At 36.1% G+C, this 19380-nt stretch carries 13 protein-coding genes, 3 tRNA genes and 3 rRNA genes; 7 read left to right on the plus strand and 12 right to left on the minus strand.

The window, feature by feature from the left end:
* The first annotated feature begins 58 nt into the window (after nt 1-58).
* The 3 genes from QLQ94_RS02355 to QLQ94_RS02365 all read left to right on the plus strand — a co-directional run bounded on the left by QLQ94_RS02355 (nt 59) and on the right by QLQ94_RS02365 (nt 2800).
* Nucleotides 59-1285: a bifunctional folylpolyglutamate synthase/dihydrofolate synthase gene (locus tag QLQ94_RS02355; RefSeq protein WP_271338721.1), complete on the plus strand. Its 1227-nt coding sequence runs from the start codon at nt 59-61 to the stop codon at nt 1283-1285.
* A gap of 178 nt (nt 1286-1463) precedes the next feature.
* Nucleotides 1464-1541 (plus strand) — tRNA-Val (locus QLQ94_RS02360).
* A gap of 398 nt (nt 1542-1939) precedes the next feature.
* Nucleotides 1940-2800, plus strand: a complete 861-nt coding sequence (locus QLQ94_RS02365; protein ID WP_427401704.1) for a hypothetical protein — start codon at nt 1940-1942, stop codon at nt 2798-2800.
* Between the two features lie 198 nt (nt 2801-2998).
* Here the strand turns inward: QLQ94_RS02365 and QLQ94_RS02370 are convergent, their stop codons facing one another.
* Nucleotides 2999-3601 carry a class I SAM-dependent methyltransferase gene (locus QLQ94_RS02370; protein ID WP_271338719.1) on the minus strand — a complete coding sequence of 201 codons (603 nt, stop codon included), beginning with the start codon at nt 3599-3601 and terminating at the stop codon, nt 2999-3001.
* Nucleotides 3602-3921: 320 nt separating this feature from the next.
* On the opposite strand from QLQ94_RS02370, the gene QLQ94_RS02375 reads away from it, so the two are divergent.
* On the plus strand, nt 3922-4791 hold the full coding sequence (locus tag QLQ94_RS02375) for a DMT family transporter (RefSeq protein ID WP_482499109.1): 870 nt from the start codon (nt 3922-3924) through the stop codon (nt 4789-4791).
* Nucleotides 4792-5522: 731 nt separating this feature from the next.
* Here the strand turns inward: QLQ94_RS02375 and QLQ94_RS02380 are convergent.
* From QLQ94_RS02380 to QLQ94_RS02430, 11 genes are all read right to left on the minus strand, one after another.
* Nucleotides 5523-6260 carry an SDR family oxidoreductase gene (locus QLQ94_RS02380; protein WP_427403140.1) on the minus strand — a complete coding sequence of 246 codons (738 nt, stop codon included), beginning with the start codon at nt 6258-6260 and terminating at the stop codon, nt 5523-5525.
* A 76-nt stretch (nt 6261-6336) separates the two neighbouring features.
* Entirely contained in the window at nt 6337-6906 is a 570-nt protein-coding gene (locus QLQ94_RS02385; protein WP_427403141.1) for a Crp/Fnr family transcriptional regulator, read from the minus strand.
* Between the two features lie 184 nt (nt 6907-7090).
* Nucleotides 7091-7864: an acyl-ACP--UDP-N-acetylglucosamine O-acyltransferase gene (gene lpxA, locus QLQ94_RS02390; protein WP_271338759.1), complete on the minus strand. Its 774-nt coding sequence runs from the start codon at nt 7862-7864 to the stop codon at nt 7091-7093.
* A gap of 64 nt (nt 7865-7928) precedes the next feature.
* Nucleotides 7929-8492 carry a Crp/Fnr family transcriptional regulator gene (locus tag QLQ94_RS02395; RefSeq protein ID WP_271338758.1) on the minus strand — a complete coding sequence of 188 codons (564 nt, stop codon included), beginning with the start codon at nt 8490-8492 and terminating at the stop codon, nt 7929-7931.
* A 666-nt stretch (nt 8493-9158) separates the two neighbouring features.
* Nucleotides 9159-9268: ribosomal RNA gene (rrf, locus tag QLQ94_RS02400) — 5S ribosomal RNA — on the minus strand.
* 152 nt (nt 9269-9420) lie between these two features.
* Nucleotides 9421-12304 (minus strand): 23S ribosomal RNA (locus QLQ94_RS02405).
* 196 nt (nt 12305-12500) lie between these two features.
* Nucleotides 12501-12574 (minus strand) — tRNA-Ala (locus QLQ94_RS02410).
* A 99-nt stretch (nt 12575-12673) separates the two neighbouring features.
* Nucleotides 12674-12747: transfer RNA gene (locus QLQ94_RS02415), tRNA-Ile, on the minus strand.
* A gap of 126 nt (nt 12748-12873) precedes the next feature.
* Nucleotides 12874-14387, minus strand: a 16S ribosomal RNA gene (locus QLQ94_RS02420).
* The 16S, 23S and 5S rRNA genes sit together here with 2 tRNA genes alongside, the layout of an rRNA operon.
* A gap of 79 nt (nt 14388-14466) precedes the next feature.
* Complete coding sequence (locus tag QLQ94_RS02425) at nt 14467-14658, minus strand: hypothetical protein (RefSeq protein WP_482499111.1); 192 nt, start codon at nt 14656-14658, stop codon at nt 14467-14469.
* A 743-nt stretch (nt 14659-15401) separates the two neighbouring features.
* Complete coding sequence (locus tag QLQ94_RS02430) at nt 15402-16082, minus strand: DUF4294 domain-containing protein (protein WP_271338700.1); 681 nt, start codon at nt 16080-16082, stop codon at nt 15402-15404.
* An 81-nt stretch (nt 16083-16163) separates the two neighbouring features.
* Here QLQ94_RS02430 and QLQ94_RS02435 point away from each other — a divergent pair, with 81 nt between their 5' ends.
* The 3 genes from QLQ94_RS02435 (at nt 16164) to QLQ94_RS02445 (ending at nt 19355) form a co-directional block, all read left to right on the plus strand.
* On the plus strand, nt 16164-17252 hold the full coding sequence (locus QLQ94_RS02435) for a M42 family metallopeptidase (RefSeq protein WP_271338699.1): 1089 nt from the start codon (nt 16164-16166) through the stop codon (nt 17250-17252).
* Between the two features lie 64 nt (nt 17253-17316).
* Complete coding sequence (locus QLQ94_RS02440; protein ID WP_271338698.1) at nt 17317-17997, plus strand: response regulator transcription factor; 681 nt, start codon at nt 17317-17319, stop codon at nt 17995-17997.
* Nucleotides 17994-19355 carry a sensor histidine kinase gene (locus QLQ94_RS02445; RefSeq protein WP_427403098.1) on the plus strand — a complete coding sequence of 454 codons (1362 nt, stop codon included), beginning with the start codon at nt 17994-17996 and terminating at the stop codon, nt 19353-19355. The genes QLQ94_RS02440 and QLQ94_RS02445 overlap by 4 nt, the downstream gene beginning before the upstream one ends.
* Nucleotides 19356-19380 lie beyond the last annotated feature (25 nt).

Genomic DNA, 19380 nt, shown 5'->3' on the forward strand with positions numbered 1-19380 from the left:
ATATAAAACTAAAAAAATCGAAAATTATTTCAATCAACAACTATTTTATATAAAATACATGAACTATCAGGAAACTACCAATTGGATGTTCAATCAACTCCCGATGTATCAACTTCAAGGCGCCTCGGCATATAAAGAAGATTTGACCAATATTAAACTATTGGCAGCACATCTTGATAATCCGCAAAACCAGTTAAAATGCATTCATGTTGCGGGAACTAATGGCAAAGGATCAACTTCGCATATGTTGGCTTCGGTTTTGCAAGAGGCGGGATATAAAGTGGGGTTGTATACTTCGCCCCACTTAAAGGATTTCAGGGAAAGAATTAAAATCAATGGCCAAGAGATTTCAGAAGATTTTGTGTGTGAATTTGTCGCCAAACACAAAGACTTTTTTGAGGCCAATGACATGAGTTTTTTCGAAATGTCTGTAGGTCTTGCGTTTGATTATTTTGCAGCTGAAAAAGTAGATATTGCCATTATAGAAGTTGGTCTTGGCGGAAGATTAGATGCTACAAATATTATTACACCTTTGGTTGCTGTTATTACCAACATCGATTTAGATCATACTCAGTTTTTAGGTAATACTCCCGCACTTATTGCAGGCGAAAAAGCAGGTATTATAAAACCTAATGTTCCTGTTGTAATTGGTGAATATACGGATGAAACTCAGCCTGTATTTTTAGCCAAAGCTCAAGAAAACAATGCGCCTGTTTATTTTGCATCGGATTTGATTTCAGAAGTTTTTCCTTCTGATTTGATTGGGGATTATCAATTTCATAATAAAAAAACGGTTCAGCAAACTATCGCAGTTTTGAATTCTCAAAATGAATTTAAGGTTTCAGTCGAAAGTCTAAAATCTGGTTTATTGAATGTTGTAAAAAATACCGGCTTACAAGGAAGATGGCAGCAATTGGGCGAAAACCCAAAAATTATTTGTGATACGGCACATAATAAACACGGATTAGCGGTTGTAATGAACCAGATTCAGAAAGAAACTTTTGATACTCTACATATTGTTCTGGGAGTTGTCAATGACAAAGACCTGGATTCTATCTTGCCGCTTTTTCCTAAAAAAGCACAATACTATTTTTGCAGACCTGATTCGTCAAGAGGTTTAGATACTGAAATTCTAAAAGAAGCGGCTAAAAAATATGGTTTATTAGGTGAGAAATACAATTCTGTGTCAGAAGCTTTCGATGCTGCCAGACAAAATGCAACTCAAAACGATTTTATTTATGTTGGCGGAAGCACTTTTGTCGTTGCCGAATTGCCTTTGAACTAATAGAACTTGAAATTATTCTAAAAAGGACAAAAAAAATTCCTTTATAATAAATTCAATTACAACGAGATAGAAAAAACTTTAAAAAAACTTTAAATTTTTAGCTTGTTTTCTTTGCAGAACTGAAAAAGTGGCTTATATTTGCACTCGCAATCACAAACGATAGCAACCTAGTAAAATAGGGCGATTAGCTCAGCTGGTTCAGAGCACCTCGTTTACACCGAGGGGGTCGGGGGTTCGAACCCCTCATCGCCCACCAAGAAACTTCTTAAGAAATTAAGGAGTTTTTTTTATGTCTTTATTTTTTTCTAAAATTATCGGACCAGGTGCAAAAGTTGAAATTTAGAAAATCTGAATAAGAAGAAATCTATATTTATTCGCTACTCTAAATTCACTACTAAAAACTTCTATTTTACTGGAATTATAAATTCATTCTTCTTTTGCTTGAAAAAATAATATTCTACATACATAAAAACGTACTTACCATATTGATATTTTTATGTAGTATTGTAAAAAACTTACCTGACCATTTTTAGCGGGTATCTTTAAGTTAACTGCAAACAATCCTAAAAAGAAATTATATTTTATAATTGATGAATATTAACAACTAAATATTATTATTTTTTAAGTGCTCTGGGTGTTTTTAATAGTGTTGTTTTGAGTTCTTATTTTTTATCATTCAAACGCAACAAAACTAAATCTGATTTATTTCTTGGACTTTTATTATTGTCATTAAGTATAAGAATAGGAAAATCAGTATTCTACAATTTTAATCCGCTGTTGTCAAAAACGTATTTACAAATAGGCTTGTCTGCTTGTTTTTTAATTGGTCCTTTACTATATTTTTATGTTAGATCAATACTGCAAAATCTTAATTACTCTTTTGCAAAATACAGTCTTACTTTATTAATTACAACTATAATCGTTTTTGGTTTTCTTTTTCCACATAAAGAGCACCCTGCAATATGGAGAGGAATAATTTATTACTTTATAAATATTCAATGGTTCTTTTTTATTGTATTATCCATCTATGAGGCCAAACAAATTTTTAAGAAACTAGCCACTAATCGCAACCAAATTAGCTATCATGAAACTTGGATACTCTCAGTTATTTTCGGCGTTTTTGCAATATGGCTTTCGTATTCTTTAGCTAAATATACTTCATATATTTCAGGCGCTTTGACTTTTTCCTTCAGTTTTTACATTTCCTTGCTTCTTATTTATTATGCAAAAAACAAATCATCAATTTCAGTGATTAACAAAGAAAAATACGTAAACAAGATAGATGAAAAGTTAGTAAAGGAAATTCAGGAACAAATCAATATACTTTTTGAAACTAGAAAAATTTACACTAATCCTGACCTCACTTTATCAATTTTTGCAAAAGAATTAAATATTCGCCCTCAATTACTATCTCAGTTTATTAATGACAATTTGAATAAAAACTTTACTCAATTCATCAACGAATACCGAATTGACGAAACATTCCTCCTAGCTCGCAATTATTTTGGTCAATAATTACAATTCTGCCTAAACTACATCTTTCACCTTTATGTTCCGAAATAGCAATAATTTCCTTTTCAAAATTAGAATGAACAAAATCAATTTGAGAATATTTAGAATTTATCCATTCCAGCTCCTCTTTCTTCGCTCTTCTGATTACAATACTTTCCATTTCATCTAATTTTTCTGCAATATAAGCATATTTTCCTACAATTATATCTTTTTACATTTAATCATAAAAAACGGAAAACTCTCATCAAGCTCCATAATCTCAAACAATCCAAATTTACCAAATTCTTCGCGAACTGATTCTTTATCATAAAAAAACATTTTTACACCATCGAATATTTCGTATCGATCTTTGCTAATAAATTTACCTTTGCCATAAGTCTGAGCTTCTTTGGTAATAACTGTAAAAACCATAAAACCATCTTCCGATAATTGATTATAGCAATCCTGAATCAGTTTTTTTCTTTCATCACTATTCAATAAATGTATTAAAGCATAACAAAATATGCCATCATATTGATCATTATCAAATGGCATATCCGTTACAGAACCGTGGAAAATTTTCAAATCAGCTCCGTAATGCTTCCTTGCAAGTTCAATAGCTGTTCTTGATATTTCGATTCCCGTTACCGTTATTCCATTTTCCCTAAAAACTTGTGCATTTCTGCCATAGCCAATTCCAGGAATCAAAACATTCTTAACTGAATTTTCAACAAACAAATTCTTCGCCAATATCGCTGATTTTGCCGGATCAAGCCCCCACATTTCTTGTTTCTCTACAAAATTATCTTCCCAGAATTCTGCCATGTTATTTTTTATTTATTTCTGCGCGTTGTTCATACAACTTGTGTCAAAGTTAGCAATTATTCAAATTATCGCAACAATATTGCATTAATAATTATCGCAGAGAAAAAATCGCTGCCAAACGTTAAGTACTAATCAAATTTTCATAAATTTGAAAAAACAAAAACAATGAATAGAAAAGGTTGTCTTCCTCCGCCAAGAGTTTAATTTCTTTCTAAAATTAGATGAAGTTGCAAGTTGATATTACATCAACTGTTTTTTGCGTACTTCATATTTAACTAGTAATTAATTAAATCTTGTCCGATATCGGACAGACCATTTTCATGAATAAATCCTATCTAAAGTTACACTTAGCTGTATTACTTTCGGGTTTTACCGGCATTTTCGGTAAGCTCATTTCTCTTAATGAAGGACTTTTAGTCTGGTACAGAACCTTTTTTTCTGCAATAATTTTATTTTTCCTTATAAAACTGACGAGAACATTAGCTCAAATCAACATACGCGAAAAACTAAATATTGTCAAAATTGGTGTTTTTATAGCCATACATTGGGTCTTTTTTTATGCCAGTATCAAATATTCCAACATTTCTATTGGTGTCGTTTGTTATTGCTTAACCAGTTTTTTTACAGCAATTTTTGAACCGCTGCTCAATAAAAACAAACTTGTTTTTTCTCAATTGATCTTTAGTATAATAACACTGTTTGGGATAAGTCTTATCTTTCATTTTGACAGTTCTTATCAAACAGGAATTTTGCTGGGATGCATCTCTTCGGCATTTGCTGCACTTTATACGATCTTTAACGAAAGATTGGTAAAAACTTATGATAGCAAAATCATCAATTATTACCAAATGATTGGCGGCACGATCTGCCTGGGAATCTTAATGCCATTATACCTCATTTACTTTCCTGCTAAAAGTTTAATTCCAAGCGGAAGTGACTTCTTTTATCTGATATTACTTTCTTTATTTTGTACCGTGGGGCTTTATGTTTTATTTGCAGAAGCATTAAAAAAGATACCTGCTTTTACAACCAACCTTACTTTTAATCTGGAACCAATTTATGCTATTATTTTAGCTTTTCTATTTTTTAATGAAGGAAAAGAAATGAGTACCTCATTTTATCTTGGATTGTTTTTTGTAATGATTTCAGTCATTCTGCAAACAATTATTTCATTGAGAAAGAAGAAATAAATCGGATAGGAGCCTAGGGATTAATTCCCTAGGCGACCTTCCACACCACCCGGCATACGGATCCGTACCAAGGCGGTTCTTAATTTACGATACATTTTAAGATAGATACCTAACCTAAAGTACTTCCGTGAGGTTGTTTTCAGTTATCCCAATAAAGGTCTGCACTCCCTGGTAGCTGTCGGATTCCGTCCTATCCTTTCCAAGGTAGTTATCAATTACTTGATATTTTCTGCATTCGTGCCTTCATAGGTAACATTCATTTACTACTCACTTAATTAAGTTCAGTCCTTCGGTACTCATTTACAGTACCTACTATGACCTCTGCTGACTTCTTATAGCAATTGTTATCCATAAATGCTTTTCTTAAAAAAAAACTCCCCCTATGTCTATAAGACCTCCCCAGGTAAGAACGACAACTTTCCTCTCATATACCTGCTATATTTACCATGATGTTTCCGTACAGTTTTGGACTTCAGTTTGTGTTGCAACCTTATCCAACATCTTTGGCCTTTTATATAGTTTCTGTTCGTCAGGTCAAGAGTTTGCCTACTGCTTCCTTCAGATTCCACCTCGCGATGGACACCCTTGCATTCAGCTAACACTTCCCACTGTAAAGGCGTGTTCGGGACTTACACCCTAGAGTTATCGCCCATGCTGGGCACACAACAAAGAAACCTTCAAAGTCAATGACTTTGAAGGTTTCTAATTTTAAAATTTCATCGATACGATTATTACCAAGGACTTATCCCAGTCTCATCTTCTATATCATTACTAAAAAATTGCCCTGTAGGTCCGTTTTCATCTGTAAGTGTATGCTTGATGATAAAATCAGCAGCACTTTCTACAGATCCGGGACCATTATGATGATTAAAATCTGTAGCAGTGTAACCAGGATCAATTACATTAACTTTAAATGGTAAATCCTTCAATTCATAAGCCAACACAATCGTGTATGCATTTAAAGCCGCCTTTGATGTTCCGTAACCCGCTGTTTTAAAATCATAGTACTTCCAATTTGGATCACTATGTAAGGTTAAAGATCCAAGACCTGAAGTTATATTACTAATTCTTGGACTATCTGATTTTTTAAGCAATTCTAAAAATGCTTGTGTGACGCTGATTACACCAAAGAAATTGGTATCAAATACATTCTGAATCGCCTCAATTGATGTATCTAAGGCGCTTTGAGGAAATTCACCACTAATTCCTGCATTGTTGATCAAGATATCTAATTTACCTTGTTCATTTTTGATAATATTTTTTGCCTCTAAAATTGAAGCCGGATTTGTTACATCAATTTGAATGGGTTTAATGTTTTGCAATCCATTCTTATTTAACTCATTTACTACTGCCTTTCCCTTTTCAAGATCTCGAGTTCCTAAATAAACGAATAATCCTTTTTTTGAAAGTTCTTTTACTAACTCTAAACCTATGCTTCTATTTGCGCCTGTAATTAATACTGTCTTCATTTCTCTTAATTTTAAATTATCAAACAAAGGTCATTCCTTTAAAAACAAAATGATTTGCCATTTGGCAAAAAGCGATTTAACGTATATTTTTTCTAATTCGGCTTAAAGAAGATTGAGTAATACCTAAATAAGAAGCAACATAAGATAACGGAATTCGATTAACAACATTCGGATAAATTTTGAGAAACATTAAATATCTTGTGGTTGCATCTTCTGAAACCAAAGGACTTCTTCTTTCTACTTTTTGTCTCAATGCTTTTGAAATAATCTTATGCACCATAGCATCCCAACCAACAATAGTATCCAAAAGTTCTCTCCAGTCTTTTTTTGAAAAAACCAATAATTTACAATCTGTAATCGCCTGAACATATGCATTGGAACAAATATCATTGTCAAAACTCTCTATATCAACTACCAGATTATTTTCGTCTATAAAATATTTTGTGATTTCTTCTCCTTTATTATTGTAATAACAAACGCGAATAATTCCATCTAAAACAAAACCAACTTGCTGAGCAACTTTGCCTGCCTCTGAGAAATATTCATCTTTTTTAACTTCTAATACAATAGCTTTCTTTGAAATCAATTCAATTTGCTGATGATTCAAACTTCCAAATTGCAATATATACTCTATAAATTCTTCCATAACTGCAAGTTAGTCAAAGTTATTTTTACTTTTTTTGTCATTTGGTAAAAAGAAATTATTTCGCAAAGAACAATACAAAGTTATTTTATTAAATAATTCATTAGAAAATAAATACAGCAAGTGCTACAAAAAGCAATTTTAAATATCGAATTGCAGAAAAAAATATTATTTATACAATTACATTCTACTCACGATTACCTTTTATAATTCCTCTCTTCGAACCCTTAATAAAATCTATAATAAGATTACGTTCTGTACTTGGCGCAAAACTATTCTTTATTAATTCCAAAGCAAGAGTTGTATTTCGTTTTTCCTGGAAAATAATACGATAGATATCTTTCAATTCTTTTATTTTTCCACTTTCAAAACCTCTTCTTTTCAACCCAATACTATTTAATCCAACGTAACTTAAAGGTTCACGAGATGCCAAAACATAAGGAGGAACATCTTTTACAATCCGACTCATTCCACTTACCATACTATATTCACCAATTAAGGAAAATTGATGAATAGCAGTTAAGCCACTAATATTTACAAAATCACCAACAATAACTTCGCCGGCCATTCCAACATTAAAACCAATGATGCAATTATCGCCGATATAACAATCATGACCAATATGGGTATTCGCCATTATTAAATTCATATTACCTATTACGGTTTTATTTTTCGATACGGTTCCTTTATTTATGGTCACAAACTCCCTGATGATGGTTTCGTTGCCAATCGTCAAAAAGGTATATTCATTTTTATATTTTAAATCTTGTGGAATTCCACCTAAAATAGCACTGGCATGTATTTGACAGCTCTCTCCAATTCTTGTACCATTTAAAATATTTGCATTATTCCCTATCCAGGTATTATCACCAATAATAACATCGTCTTCAATAGTTGTAAAGTTTCCTATGTGTACGTTTTTTCCAATTATAGCATTTTTTCCGATAATAGTATTTTTCAATTTCTCGTATTTTATATAGAATACAAATATTACTAAGAAACAAATTGTATTTCTTGATCTAAAGTCAATTAATTTGAGCTCTGATTCTGCTTAATGTTTCAGGACTTACACCAATAAGTGACGCAATATCTTTCAACTTAGCTTTTAAAATAATTTGAGGTAATGAATTTACCAAATAGAGATACTTTTCCTGAGCACTCATTGAAGTGTACGAATGATGAAATTCATTTAATCTGGAAAGATAAATTCTTAACAGCTTGATATGAAACTTGGAAAACAAAGGATATTCTAATAATTTTAATTCGTCCAGATACGATAACGAATAAACTGTTGTTTCTTCAGAAGCCTGAAAATTTTCAAAAGAGAGCTTTTGTTCAAAATAGCTGGTTAAGGAAGTAACAAATTGGTTATCTGTATAAATCCACTTGGTGATTTCTATACCATCTTCAAGACAAAACCTACGCACCAAACCCGATTTAATATAATAAATTTTTGAACAGATTTTACCTTCCTGAATAATCATTTCATTTTTTTGAAATCTTTCTTCAACAAAATACTCCCTTATCATCTGCTCTGTTTTTAAATCTAGTATCTGAAAGCTATTGATTAAACTTAATAATTGTGTCATGATGTAAACTATTGTGAAAACAAATTTATCAATATAATTTAAGAATCATTCAAAAATACATTTCATCAGTTCAGAATTAATCTACCCAACAATTATTCGAAGTAAAAAGAGAAGATTTCAAAGTGCTTTTTTTCTATTTGATCGATATTCACGTAAAGGTTAAAAAGAACAGTTTAAACAGTAACAAGCATGGCGTTTCCCTCCGGGTCGTGCTGTCCGCTAAATCTTTTGCGGAAGATATTTTAGGCTTCTGAAAGTATGGGTTTACCGCAAAAGGATATCGCTGCCATCCCTAACGCAATCCAAAATAAAGAGAAGTGTCATTTTTAAAATTCCAGATTCCAAAGTATAACGCCTTGTGCCTTTGTGAACTTTACAAGTTTAGTGAATTAAAATATTTTTTTGTGCTTCTCTTTTAAAAAAGCAAATTAGAAACTATTTTAAAAAAAACATATAAGAAGCAAGGAAAGCAAAAGAAAGACAACTTTTCACAATTGCATTTAGTCACAAAATATCATCCGATCCAGCTTTACGAACTTAACAATTTTCAACAATTACAAACTTTTCTTGCGCGCTTTGCGGTTAAACTACAAAGCATTATAAAACATTACCCCAGTATTTTGTAAAACAAAAAACCCTGTTTCGCTAGAAACAGGGTTTTCAAAAGAAAGGCGACGACATACTCTCCCACATAACTGCAGTACCATCTGCGCAGGCGGGCTTAACTACTCTGTTCGGGATGGGAAGAGGTGAGCCCCGCCGCAATAACCACCTTAAGAAGTTATAATTGCTTTGGGCAATTTGTTCTTCAATTTTTAATTTTTAATTCAAAATCTATAATTGAAGTAATATCTTAACATACTGAGATAAAGAAAAAAGTATTGATTTAGAAAGTTTCTTCTCCCACCTTACGGTGGGAGAAAAGGGTGTACATAAGCTTACGGATTATTAGTACTACTCGACTATGACATTACTGCCTTTACATCTATAGCCTATCAACGTGGTCATCTCCCACGATCCTTAAAAGAAATCTCATCTTGTGGTGGGTTTCGCGCTTATATGCTTTCAGCGCTTATCCCTTCCAAACGTAGCTACTCTGCGATGCTCCTGGCGGAACAACAGATACACTAGAGGTTTGTCCAATTCGGTCCTCTCGTACTAGAATCAGATCCACTCAAATTTCTAACGCCCACAGTAGATAGAGACCGAACTGTCTCACGACGTTCTGAACCCAGCTCGCGTGCCACTTTAATGGGCGAACAGCCCAACCCTTGGGACCTTCTCCAGCCCCAGGATGTGACGAGCCGACATCGAGGTGCCAAACCCCCCCGTCGATATGAGCTCTTGGGGGAGATCAGCCTGTTATCCCCGGCGTACCTTTTATCCTTTGAGCGATGGCCCTTCCATGCGGAACCACCGGATCACTATGCTCTACTTTCGTACCTGATCGACCTGTATGTCTCTCAGTCAAGCTCCCTTATGCCATTGCACTCTACGCACGGTTACCAAGCGTACTGAGGGAACCTTTAGAAGCCTCCGTTACTCTTTTGGAGGCGACCACCCCAGTCAAACTACCCACCAAGCAATGTCCCCCGTAAAACGGGGTTAGGCCTCAGATAAACAAAGGGTTGTATTTCAACAATGACTCCACAACGCCTGGCGACGCCACTTCACAGTCTCCAACCTATCCTACACATCATTTATCCAAGGTCAATACTAAGCTATAGTAAAGGTGCACAGGGTCTTTTCGTCCCACTGCGGGTAAACGGCATCTTCACCGTTACTACAATTTCACCGAGCTCATGGCTGAGACAGTGTCCAGATCGTTACACCATTCGTGCAGGTCGGAACTTACCCGACAAGGAATTTCGCTACCTTAGGACCGTTATAGTTACGGCCGCCGTTTACTGGGGCTTCAATTCAATGCTTCTCCGAAGATAACATCTCCTCTTAACCTTCCAGCACCGGGCAGGTGTCAGGCCCTATACTTCATCTTACGATTTTGCAGAGCCCTGTGTTTTTGATAAACAGTCGCCTGGACCTCTTCACTGCGGCCCTGATTACTCAGGGCGACCCTTCTCCCGAAGTTACGGGTCTATTTTGCCTAATTCCTTAGCCATGAATCTCTCGAGCACCTTAGGATTCTCTCCTCAACTACCTGTGTCGGTTTACGGTACTGGTACTAATTACCTGAAGTTTAGAGGTTTTTCTTGGAAGCCCTTAGGCGCACTATCTCTTTGTCCGAAGACTCCGAGTACTATCGTATTTCCCCAAAACCCGTGGATTTGCCTGCGGGTCTTATAGGTAGGTACTTCAACGAACTATTCCGTCAGTTCGCGGCGCTTTCATCACTCCGTCACCCCATCACAGTAATTAGTAGTACGGGAATATTAACCCGTTAGCCATCGACTGTCCCTTTCGGGTTCGCCTTAGGACCAGACTAACCCACAGCTGATTAGCATAGCTGTGGAAACCTTAGTTTTTCGGTGTGCGGGTTTCTCGCCCGCATTATCGTTACTTATGCCTACATTTTCTTTTCTAACCAGTCCAGCATACCTTACGATACACCTTCAACCCTGTTAGAATGCTCCCCTACCACTTACAATTGCTTGTAAATCCATAGCTTCGGTAATATACTTATGCCCGATTATTATCCATGCTCGTCCGCTCGACTAGTGAGCTGTTACGCACTCTTTAAATGAATGGCTGCTTCCAAGCCAACATCCTAGCTGTCTGGGCAGACAAACCTCGTTCTTTCAACTTAGTATATATTTGGGGACCTTAGCTGATGGTCTGGGTTCTTTCCCTCTCGGACTTGGACCTTAGCACCCAAGCCCTCACTGTTAGTGAACATTATATAGCATTCGGAGTTTGTCAGGAATTGGTAGGCGGTGAAGCCCCCGCATCCAATCAGTAGCTCTACCTCTATATAACTTTATAACTAACGCTGCACCTAAATGCATTTCGGGGAGTACGAGCTATTTCCGAGTTTGATTGGCCTTTCACCCCTACCCACAGGTCATCCGAAGACTTTTCAACGTCAACCGGTTCGGTCCTCCACTGTGTGTTACCACAGCTTCAACCTGCCCATGGGTAGATCACACGGTTTCGCGTCTAACACTACTGACTAAAGCGCCCTATTCAGACTCGCTTTCGCTACGGATCCGTGGCTTAACCACTTAACCTTGCCAGCAACGTTAACTCGTAGGCTCATTATGCAAAAGGCACGCCGTCACCCCACGAAAGGGCTCCGACCGCTTGTAAGCGTATGGTTTCAGGATCTATTTCACTCCGTTATTCACGGTTCTTTTCACCTTTCCCTCACGGTACTGGTTCACTATCGGTCTCTCAGGAGTATTTAGCCTTAGCGGATGGTCCCGCCAAATTCAGACAGGGTTTCACGTGCCCCGCCCTACTCAGGATACCACTATCTATTATACTCGTTACCCATACGGGACTATCACCCTCTATGGTGTCACTTTCCAGTAACTTCCGGTTCCTTGTACATAAAATATCGTGGTCCTACAACCCCAATCTTGCCGTAACAACATTGGTTTGGGCTAATCCGCGTTCGCTCGCCACTACTTACGGAATCACTTTTGTTTTCTTCTCCTCCGCCTACTTAGATGTTTCAGTTCAGCGGGTTTGCCCACCTATCGGTGTACTATGTCTTCAACATAGTGGGTTGCCCCATTCAGGTATCTACGGATCAATCGGTGTGTGCCCGTCCCCGTAGCTTTTCGCAGCTTATCACGCCTTTCATCGCCTCTGAGAGCCAAGGCATCCCCCATACGCCCTTATTTTGCTTATTGTACCAATCTTAAAATTAATTAAGACCGTTTTTTTTTGTTTTCTACAATAAAATTGTAAAAAACGCTTTCTACTTTTTATTATTTTCTTATCTCAATATGTCAATGAACTTTTTCTTTTTTAGAATAAAGAACATAGAGAATAGATAATAGACTTTGCCTATATTCTTTTTTCTATATTCTATCTCCTTAAAGATAGTGGAGAATAACGGAGTCGAACCGTTGACCTCCTGCGTGCAAGGCAGGCGCTCTAGCCAGCTGAGCTAATCCCCCTTTTTAATTAAAAATTAAAAATCGTGAATTAAAAATTATGAACTTTTGATCCTTAATCTTTCAACTTCTAAAATTTCCTTCTTTTTAAGCATAAAATAGTTGTCTCGGACAGACTCGAACTGTCGACCCCTACATTATCAGTGTAGTACTCTAACCAGCTGAGCTACGAGACACTCTTATTCTTAAAATTTATTATTTGAACTAACAGCAAGAGTAAAATAGTCTTAAAATCAAAACCCATAAAGCTTCTTCTTTTTTCCTCAGCGTGTTGATAAATCAACTAACACTTGAGGCTCTAGAAAGGAGGTGTTCCAGCCGCACCTTCCGGTACGGCTACCTTGTTACGACTTAGCCCTAGTTACCAGTTTTACCCTAGGCAGCTCCTTGCGGTCACCGACTTCAGGCACCCCCAGCTTCCATGGCTTGACGGGCGGTGTGTACAAGGCCCGGGAACGTATTCACCGGATCATGGCTGATATCCGATTACTAGCGATTCCAGCTTCACGGAGTCGAGTTGCAGACTCCGATCCGAACTGTGACCGGTTTTATAGATTCGCTCCTGGTCGCCCAGTGGCTGCTCTCTGTACCGGCCATTGTAGCACGTGTGTAGCCCAAGGCGTAAGGGCCGTGATGATTTGACGTCATCCCCACCTTCCTCACAGTTTGCACTGGCAGTCTTGTTAGAGTTCCCGACATGACTCGCTGGCAACTAACAACAGGGGTTGCGCTCGTTATAGGACTTAACCTGACACCTCACGGCACGAGCTGACGACAACCATGCAGCACCTTGTAAATTGTCTTGCGAAAGATCTGTTTCCAAACCGGTCAATCTACATTTAAGCCTTGGTAAGGTTCCTCGCGTATCATCGAATTAAACCACATGCTCCACCGCTTGTGCGGGCCCCCGTCAATTCCTTTGAGTTTCATTCTTGCGAACGTACTCCCCAGGTGGGATACTTATCACTTTCGCTTAGCCACTGAGATTGCTCCCAACAGCTAGTATCCATCGTTTACGGCGTGGACTACCAGGGTATCTAATCCTGTTCGCTACCCACGCTTTCGTCCATCAGCGTCAATCCATTAGTAGTAACCTGCCTTCGCAATTGGTATTCCATGTAATCTCTAAGCATTTCACCGCTACACTACATATTCTAGTTACTTCCTAATAATTCAAGTCTAACAGTATCAATGGCCGTTCCACCGTTGAGCGATGGGCTTTCACCACTGACTTATTAAACCGCCTACGGACCCTTTAAACCCAATGATTCCGGATAACGCTTGGATCCTCCGTATTACCGCGGCTGCTGGCACGGAGTTAGCCGATCCTTATTCTTACGATACCGTCAAGCTACTTCACGAAGTAGTGTTTCTTCTCGTATAAAAGCAGTTTACAATCCATAGGACCGTCATCCTGCACGCGGCATGGCTGGATCAGGCTTGCGCCCATTGTCCAATATTCCTCACTGCTGCCTCCCGTAGGAGTCTGGTCCGTGTCTCAGTACCAGTGTGGGGGATCTCCCTCTCAGGACCCCTACCCATCGTAGCCTTGGTAAGCCGTTACCTTACCAACTAGCTAATGGGACGCATGCTCATCTTTTACCGTTGTGACTTTAATTATAAAATGATGCCATTTCATAATACTATGAGGTATTAATCCAAATTTCTCTGGGCTATCCCTCTGTAAAAGGTAGATTGCATACGCGTTACGCACCCGTGCGCCGGTCTCTGCTTCCGAAGAAGCATACCCCTCGACTTGCATGTGTTAAGCCTGCCGCTAGCGTTCATCCTGAGCCAGGATCAAACTCTTCATCGTATATTGTTGATCTGATTACTCAGATCGTATTGTTATTCGAATCAGTCTCTATCGGTTCTTTTTTAATCTCTCGATTATCTTACTCTTTATTCTTTTGTTTTAACATCTCTGTTAAAACGGCTGTCAATTCAATATGTCTACGAACGTGTCTTCTTAATTTTGTGTTTCGCTTGTTTCTCAAAGCGGGTGCAAAAGTAGAAAATTTATTTTCAACTGGCAAGTAAATTTTGAAGTTTTTTTTTTGGAAATTTTCATCTCCTTTTCTTCTCATTTCCTAACCAATCTATCAATGAACTTCCGTTGTTTTGCGGGGTGCAAATGTAACATCTGTTTTCAAATCTCACAAGCTTTTCGAAATCTTTTTTAGAAAATAAATTTTCGTTTTGATTAGTAAGACTTGTCAGTATTTCAGTGAACGTCTGTCGTTGTTGCGGGTGCAAAAGTAGGTCCTTTATTTACATTTACAAGCCTTTTTGTTCTATAATTTCAATGTTTTTACAAACTTTTTCTTAACACTCTGATAACACCAACCTTAACCATTGTCCTTTTTTTGACTTTATCGGAATTTTCGTAAGCACATTGTGCTTTTCACAATAACAACACTTGAAGAACCGCCATTTTTATGAACTTTACAGACTTATCGAGGTTTTTCTATTACTTTATAATAGCTACCTACCATTCATTTCAGCTCCTTTTAACAGATACCCCTCATTATGCCACGAAGACTCAAAGATTCTTTTGCTTTACCTTTGAATAAGACGCTAAGTTTTGCTCCCATACCTATATACACTATATTTCTAATTAAGAACAACTGCCCTAGCCCCGATAGAAATGGAAATCCTTTTGCTTTTTTCTTTAAAAAGTAAAAGATTGAAATGCATAGCGGGATTGAGCTCCTAATTCATAAAATCGAATAAACCATCTTCTCTTCTAAGCTATAAATAATAAACCCGACAAGTTTTTTTTAACTTGTCGGGTTGCAAATACAAAATCGTACCTTATATATAGGAACCGCTATTCTTTATTGACTGCCTTTGCTTTTGCTTCCCAATGATTCATCAGGTCATCGTAGTTTACGGGATTTGCAGCTTTCTGATTTGCGAGTCGGCCAGATTCAAATGCCCTGATGAGGATTGTCTCTATTAGATAATCTTCATTGGATTCATAGGGTTTATATTCTGTTTTTAAACTAATGTCAAATAAATTGGCTGTTGTATTGGATACGAAGGCTTTAAAACCGCTTTTTAAGGTTCTGATTAATTCATAAGTAGTGATTCCGGTTTGCCTGTGAACAAGTTTAACCAAAATTTGCCCTTGTTTACGCGACAATTTTTTAAGTCTTTCTTCGAATTCATTATTAAGATAGTCTTCGACAATCTTAAAATACTTCTTCTTTTCGCGATTGGTTTTCAAACGCGCCATTCCGCTATTCAAAGCTGTTAATCTATCTGCAGCTAATCTTGCATAAGGATATACTTTGTAAACCCTGTTCTGAAGGATCATAAACTGTTTTTGTGCTTCGGGATCTAGCTTTTCTTTCGAAATAATAATCTCGGGCAATTCGATAGTATCATTTAAAACAGAATCCCGCTCGGTTAATATATAGCCCATTTGTTGATTTTCTTTGGGCTTAACCTGGGCCTGACTTGCAAACGAAATCATTAAAAGGAATAAAATACTATAGCTAAATCTCATTGAATCATAATTTAAGTGTAAAATTATATATTTATACACAACTCTAATACCAAATTTATAAATTAGCAAAAAAATATTTTTATGAGCACAGAATCTATCTTAAAAGATACCTCGATTGCTTTCCTTGAAAGCTACCTAAATAACGCTTCTCCTACTGGTTATGAAAGTGAAGGACAAAAACTTTGGATGAATTATTTGAAACCATATGTAGACACTTTTATTACAGACACTTACGGAACGGCTGTTGGAGTTATTAATCCTGATGCGCCTTTTAAAGTGGTTATTGAGGGTCATGCTGATGAAATTTCATGGTATGTAAACTACATTACTGATGACGGTTTATTATACGTTATTAGAAATGGTGGTTCTGATCATCAGATCGCACCGTCGAAAAGGGTTCATATTCATACTAAAAAAGGTATTGTAAAGGGTGTTTTTGGATGGCCGGCAATTCATACCCGTTTACGCGACAAAGAGGAAGCGCCAAAAATCAGCAATATCTTTATCGATTTAGGTTGCGAAACGAAAGAGCAGGTTCTTGAAATGGGCGTTCATGTAGGTTGTGTGATTACATATCCTGATGAATTTATGATTTTGAACGAGAATAAATTTGTTTGCCGCGCTATTGATAACAGAATGGGTGGATTTATGATTGCAGAAGTTGCCCGTTTATTAAAAGAGAATAAAAAAACACTTCCGTTTGGTTTGTATATTGTCAACTCGGTTCAGGAAGAAATTGGTCTTCGTGGTGCTGAAATGATCGCACAAACGATTAAACCTAATGTCGCTATTGTGACTGATGTTTGCCATGATACGACTACACCAATGATTGATAAAAAGGTTGAAGGCGACCTAAAAATGGGAAAAGGTCCGGTTATTGCTTACGCACCGGCTGTTCAGAACAGACTTCGCGATTTGATTGTCGATACTGCTGAAGAAAATAAAATTCCGTTTCAACGTCATGCAACTTCGCGCGCAACAGGAACTGATACTGATGCATTCGCTTACAGTAATGGCGGCGTAGCATCGGCATTGATTTCTTTGCCTTTGCGTTATATGCATACAACTGTAGAAATGGTTCACAGGGAAGATGTCGAAAATGTGATTCGATTGATATATGAATCTTTATTGAAAATCGAAAACAATGAAACTTTTTCTTATTTTAAATAAGAACGTACTTAAAGTAGAAATTCGGTTATTTAATAAATAACCGAATTTTCAAATAAACAACTCAATGAAAATACTACTACTCGAAGACGATTTTACTTTATCCAAAGAAATCTCCACATTCTTTACTTCAAAAGAGTTCGAGTGTTTCCCTTATTATGATGGTTCTTTATTATTGAAAAAATACTTTCCTTATGAATATGATTTAATCGTTCTGGATATCAATGTTCCGGGAGCTAACGGAATAGAGGTTTGTAAAGGGATTCGCGAAATCGACAAAAAGACTCCTATAATTATGTTGACCGCTTTTAGCGAAATAGAAGATAAACTGGCTTCTTTTGATAATGGTGCTGATGATTATCTGGTTAAGCCTTTTCATTTTGATGAATTATACGCCCGGATCTCTTCTCTTTTAAGACGAAAGGAAATCCCTCAGCAAACAGAAAAAAAGATCATTATTAATAACTTAGAAATTATTGAAGATGATATGAAGGTCTTTCGCTCTGGTGAAGAAATCAAACTTACTCCAAAAGAATTTAAACTCATTTTAATTTTAGCTCAGGCAAAAGGAAAGATCTTGTCTAAACAATTTATTGCTGAAAAACTTTGGGATTATCATATTGAAACGAATCAGAATACAATTGAGGTTTATATCAATTTTCTAAGAAAAAAAATAGATAAAGAACACGAAACTAAACTTATTCGAACTAAAATTGGTTATGGATATTATCTGAGCGATCGCGAATGACATTAAAAAACCGAATATCACTTTTAGTCAGCTTGTTATTTACAGTCCTTTTTGGATTGGCTTCTACTTTGATATTTGTTTTGTATTCTAATTTCAGGAAGGACGAATTTCGTGATCGTCTGGAAATAAAAGCACTTTCGAACATTAAACTTCTCGTAAATGTTAAGGAAGTTGACAATCAGCTTTTAAAGATGATTGATCAAAACTCGATTAATAAATTATATGATGAAAAAACATTGGTTTTTGATTCTAACTATAAACTTATTTATAGCAGTATTGATGATGCAAAAATTAAATGGTCTGTTGAGGATTTAAAATATTTAAAAAAACACAAGACTTTTTTTAAACAGCAGGGAAATTATGAAGTTTATGGTGTTTTCTATGATACACACGACAGGGATTTTTATGCCTTAATATCCGCAACTGATAATTTTGGACAACGAAGACTGCTTTTTCTAAGATATACCTTAATAGTGTCTTATATTTTTTTTACCTGTATTTGCTGGGTTGTAACCTCTATTACGGTAAAAAAATTAATGAATCCGCTAAATACCTTTCATCAAAAAATAAAAAACATAAACGAGAATAATCTTGATACTCGTGTGGAATCTAAAAGTAATAAAGATGAAATCGATTTAATTGCCAATGAATTCAATTTTATGATGGATAGAATTGAAATTTCCTATCAGAGGCAAAAAGAATTTACCGCAAATGCTTCTCATGAATTAAGAACTCCATTGTCGAGGATTACCTCGCAAATAGAGAATGTTATTGCAGACAGTAAAACTAGTATTGAGAGAAAAAGCTTCCTGACTAATATCTTGTCTGATGTCAATCAATTAACTGCATTAATTAATTCGTTATTAATTTTATCTAAAATAGACAACAAAAAACAGGAGGCTAGTGAAGTTCATCGTATGGATGAGATTCTGTTTTCGGCCATAGAAAATTTAAAGAAAAGCTTTCCTGAATTTGTTATTCTTTTTGAAATGGAAGAAAGCGAAAGCTTATATACTGCCTTAGAAATAACGGGCAACAAAAGCTTATTGGAAATTGCGATAAGCAATGTTTTAAAAAATGCTTGTGTTTATTCGCATAATCAGCAAGCTAAAGTAATTATCAGTACTAAAGATGATACTTTGATCGTCTCTGTTTTAAATACTGGAACAACCTTAAACGAAACTGAGCAAAAAAATCTTTTCCAGCCTTTTATGCGAGGTCTAAATTCTAAGGGAACTTCAGGGTTTGGACTTGGATTACGCATTGTTCAGCGCATTCTAACACTTCATAATGCATCAATAACTTACAGTGTTCCAAACATTAACACGAATTTATTTCAATTATTTTTTCATTTATAAATTATTTTAAGGTATTTTTAAGGTA

It is taken from the genome of Flavobacterium sp. B114r (assembly GCF_056824125.1).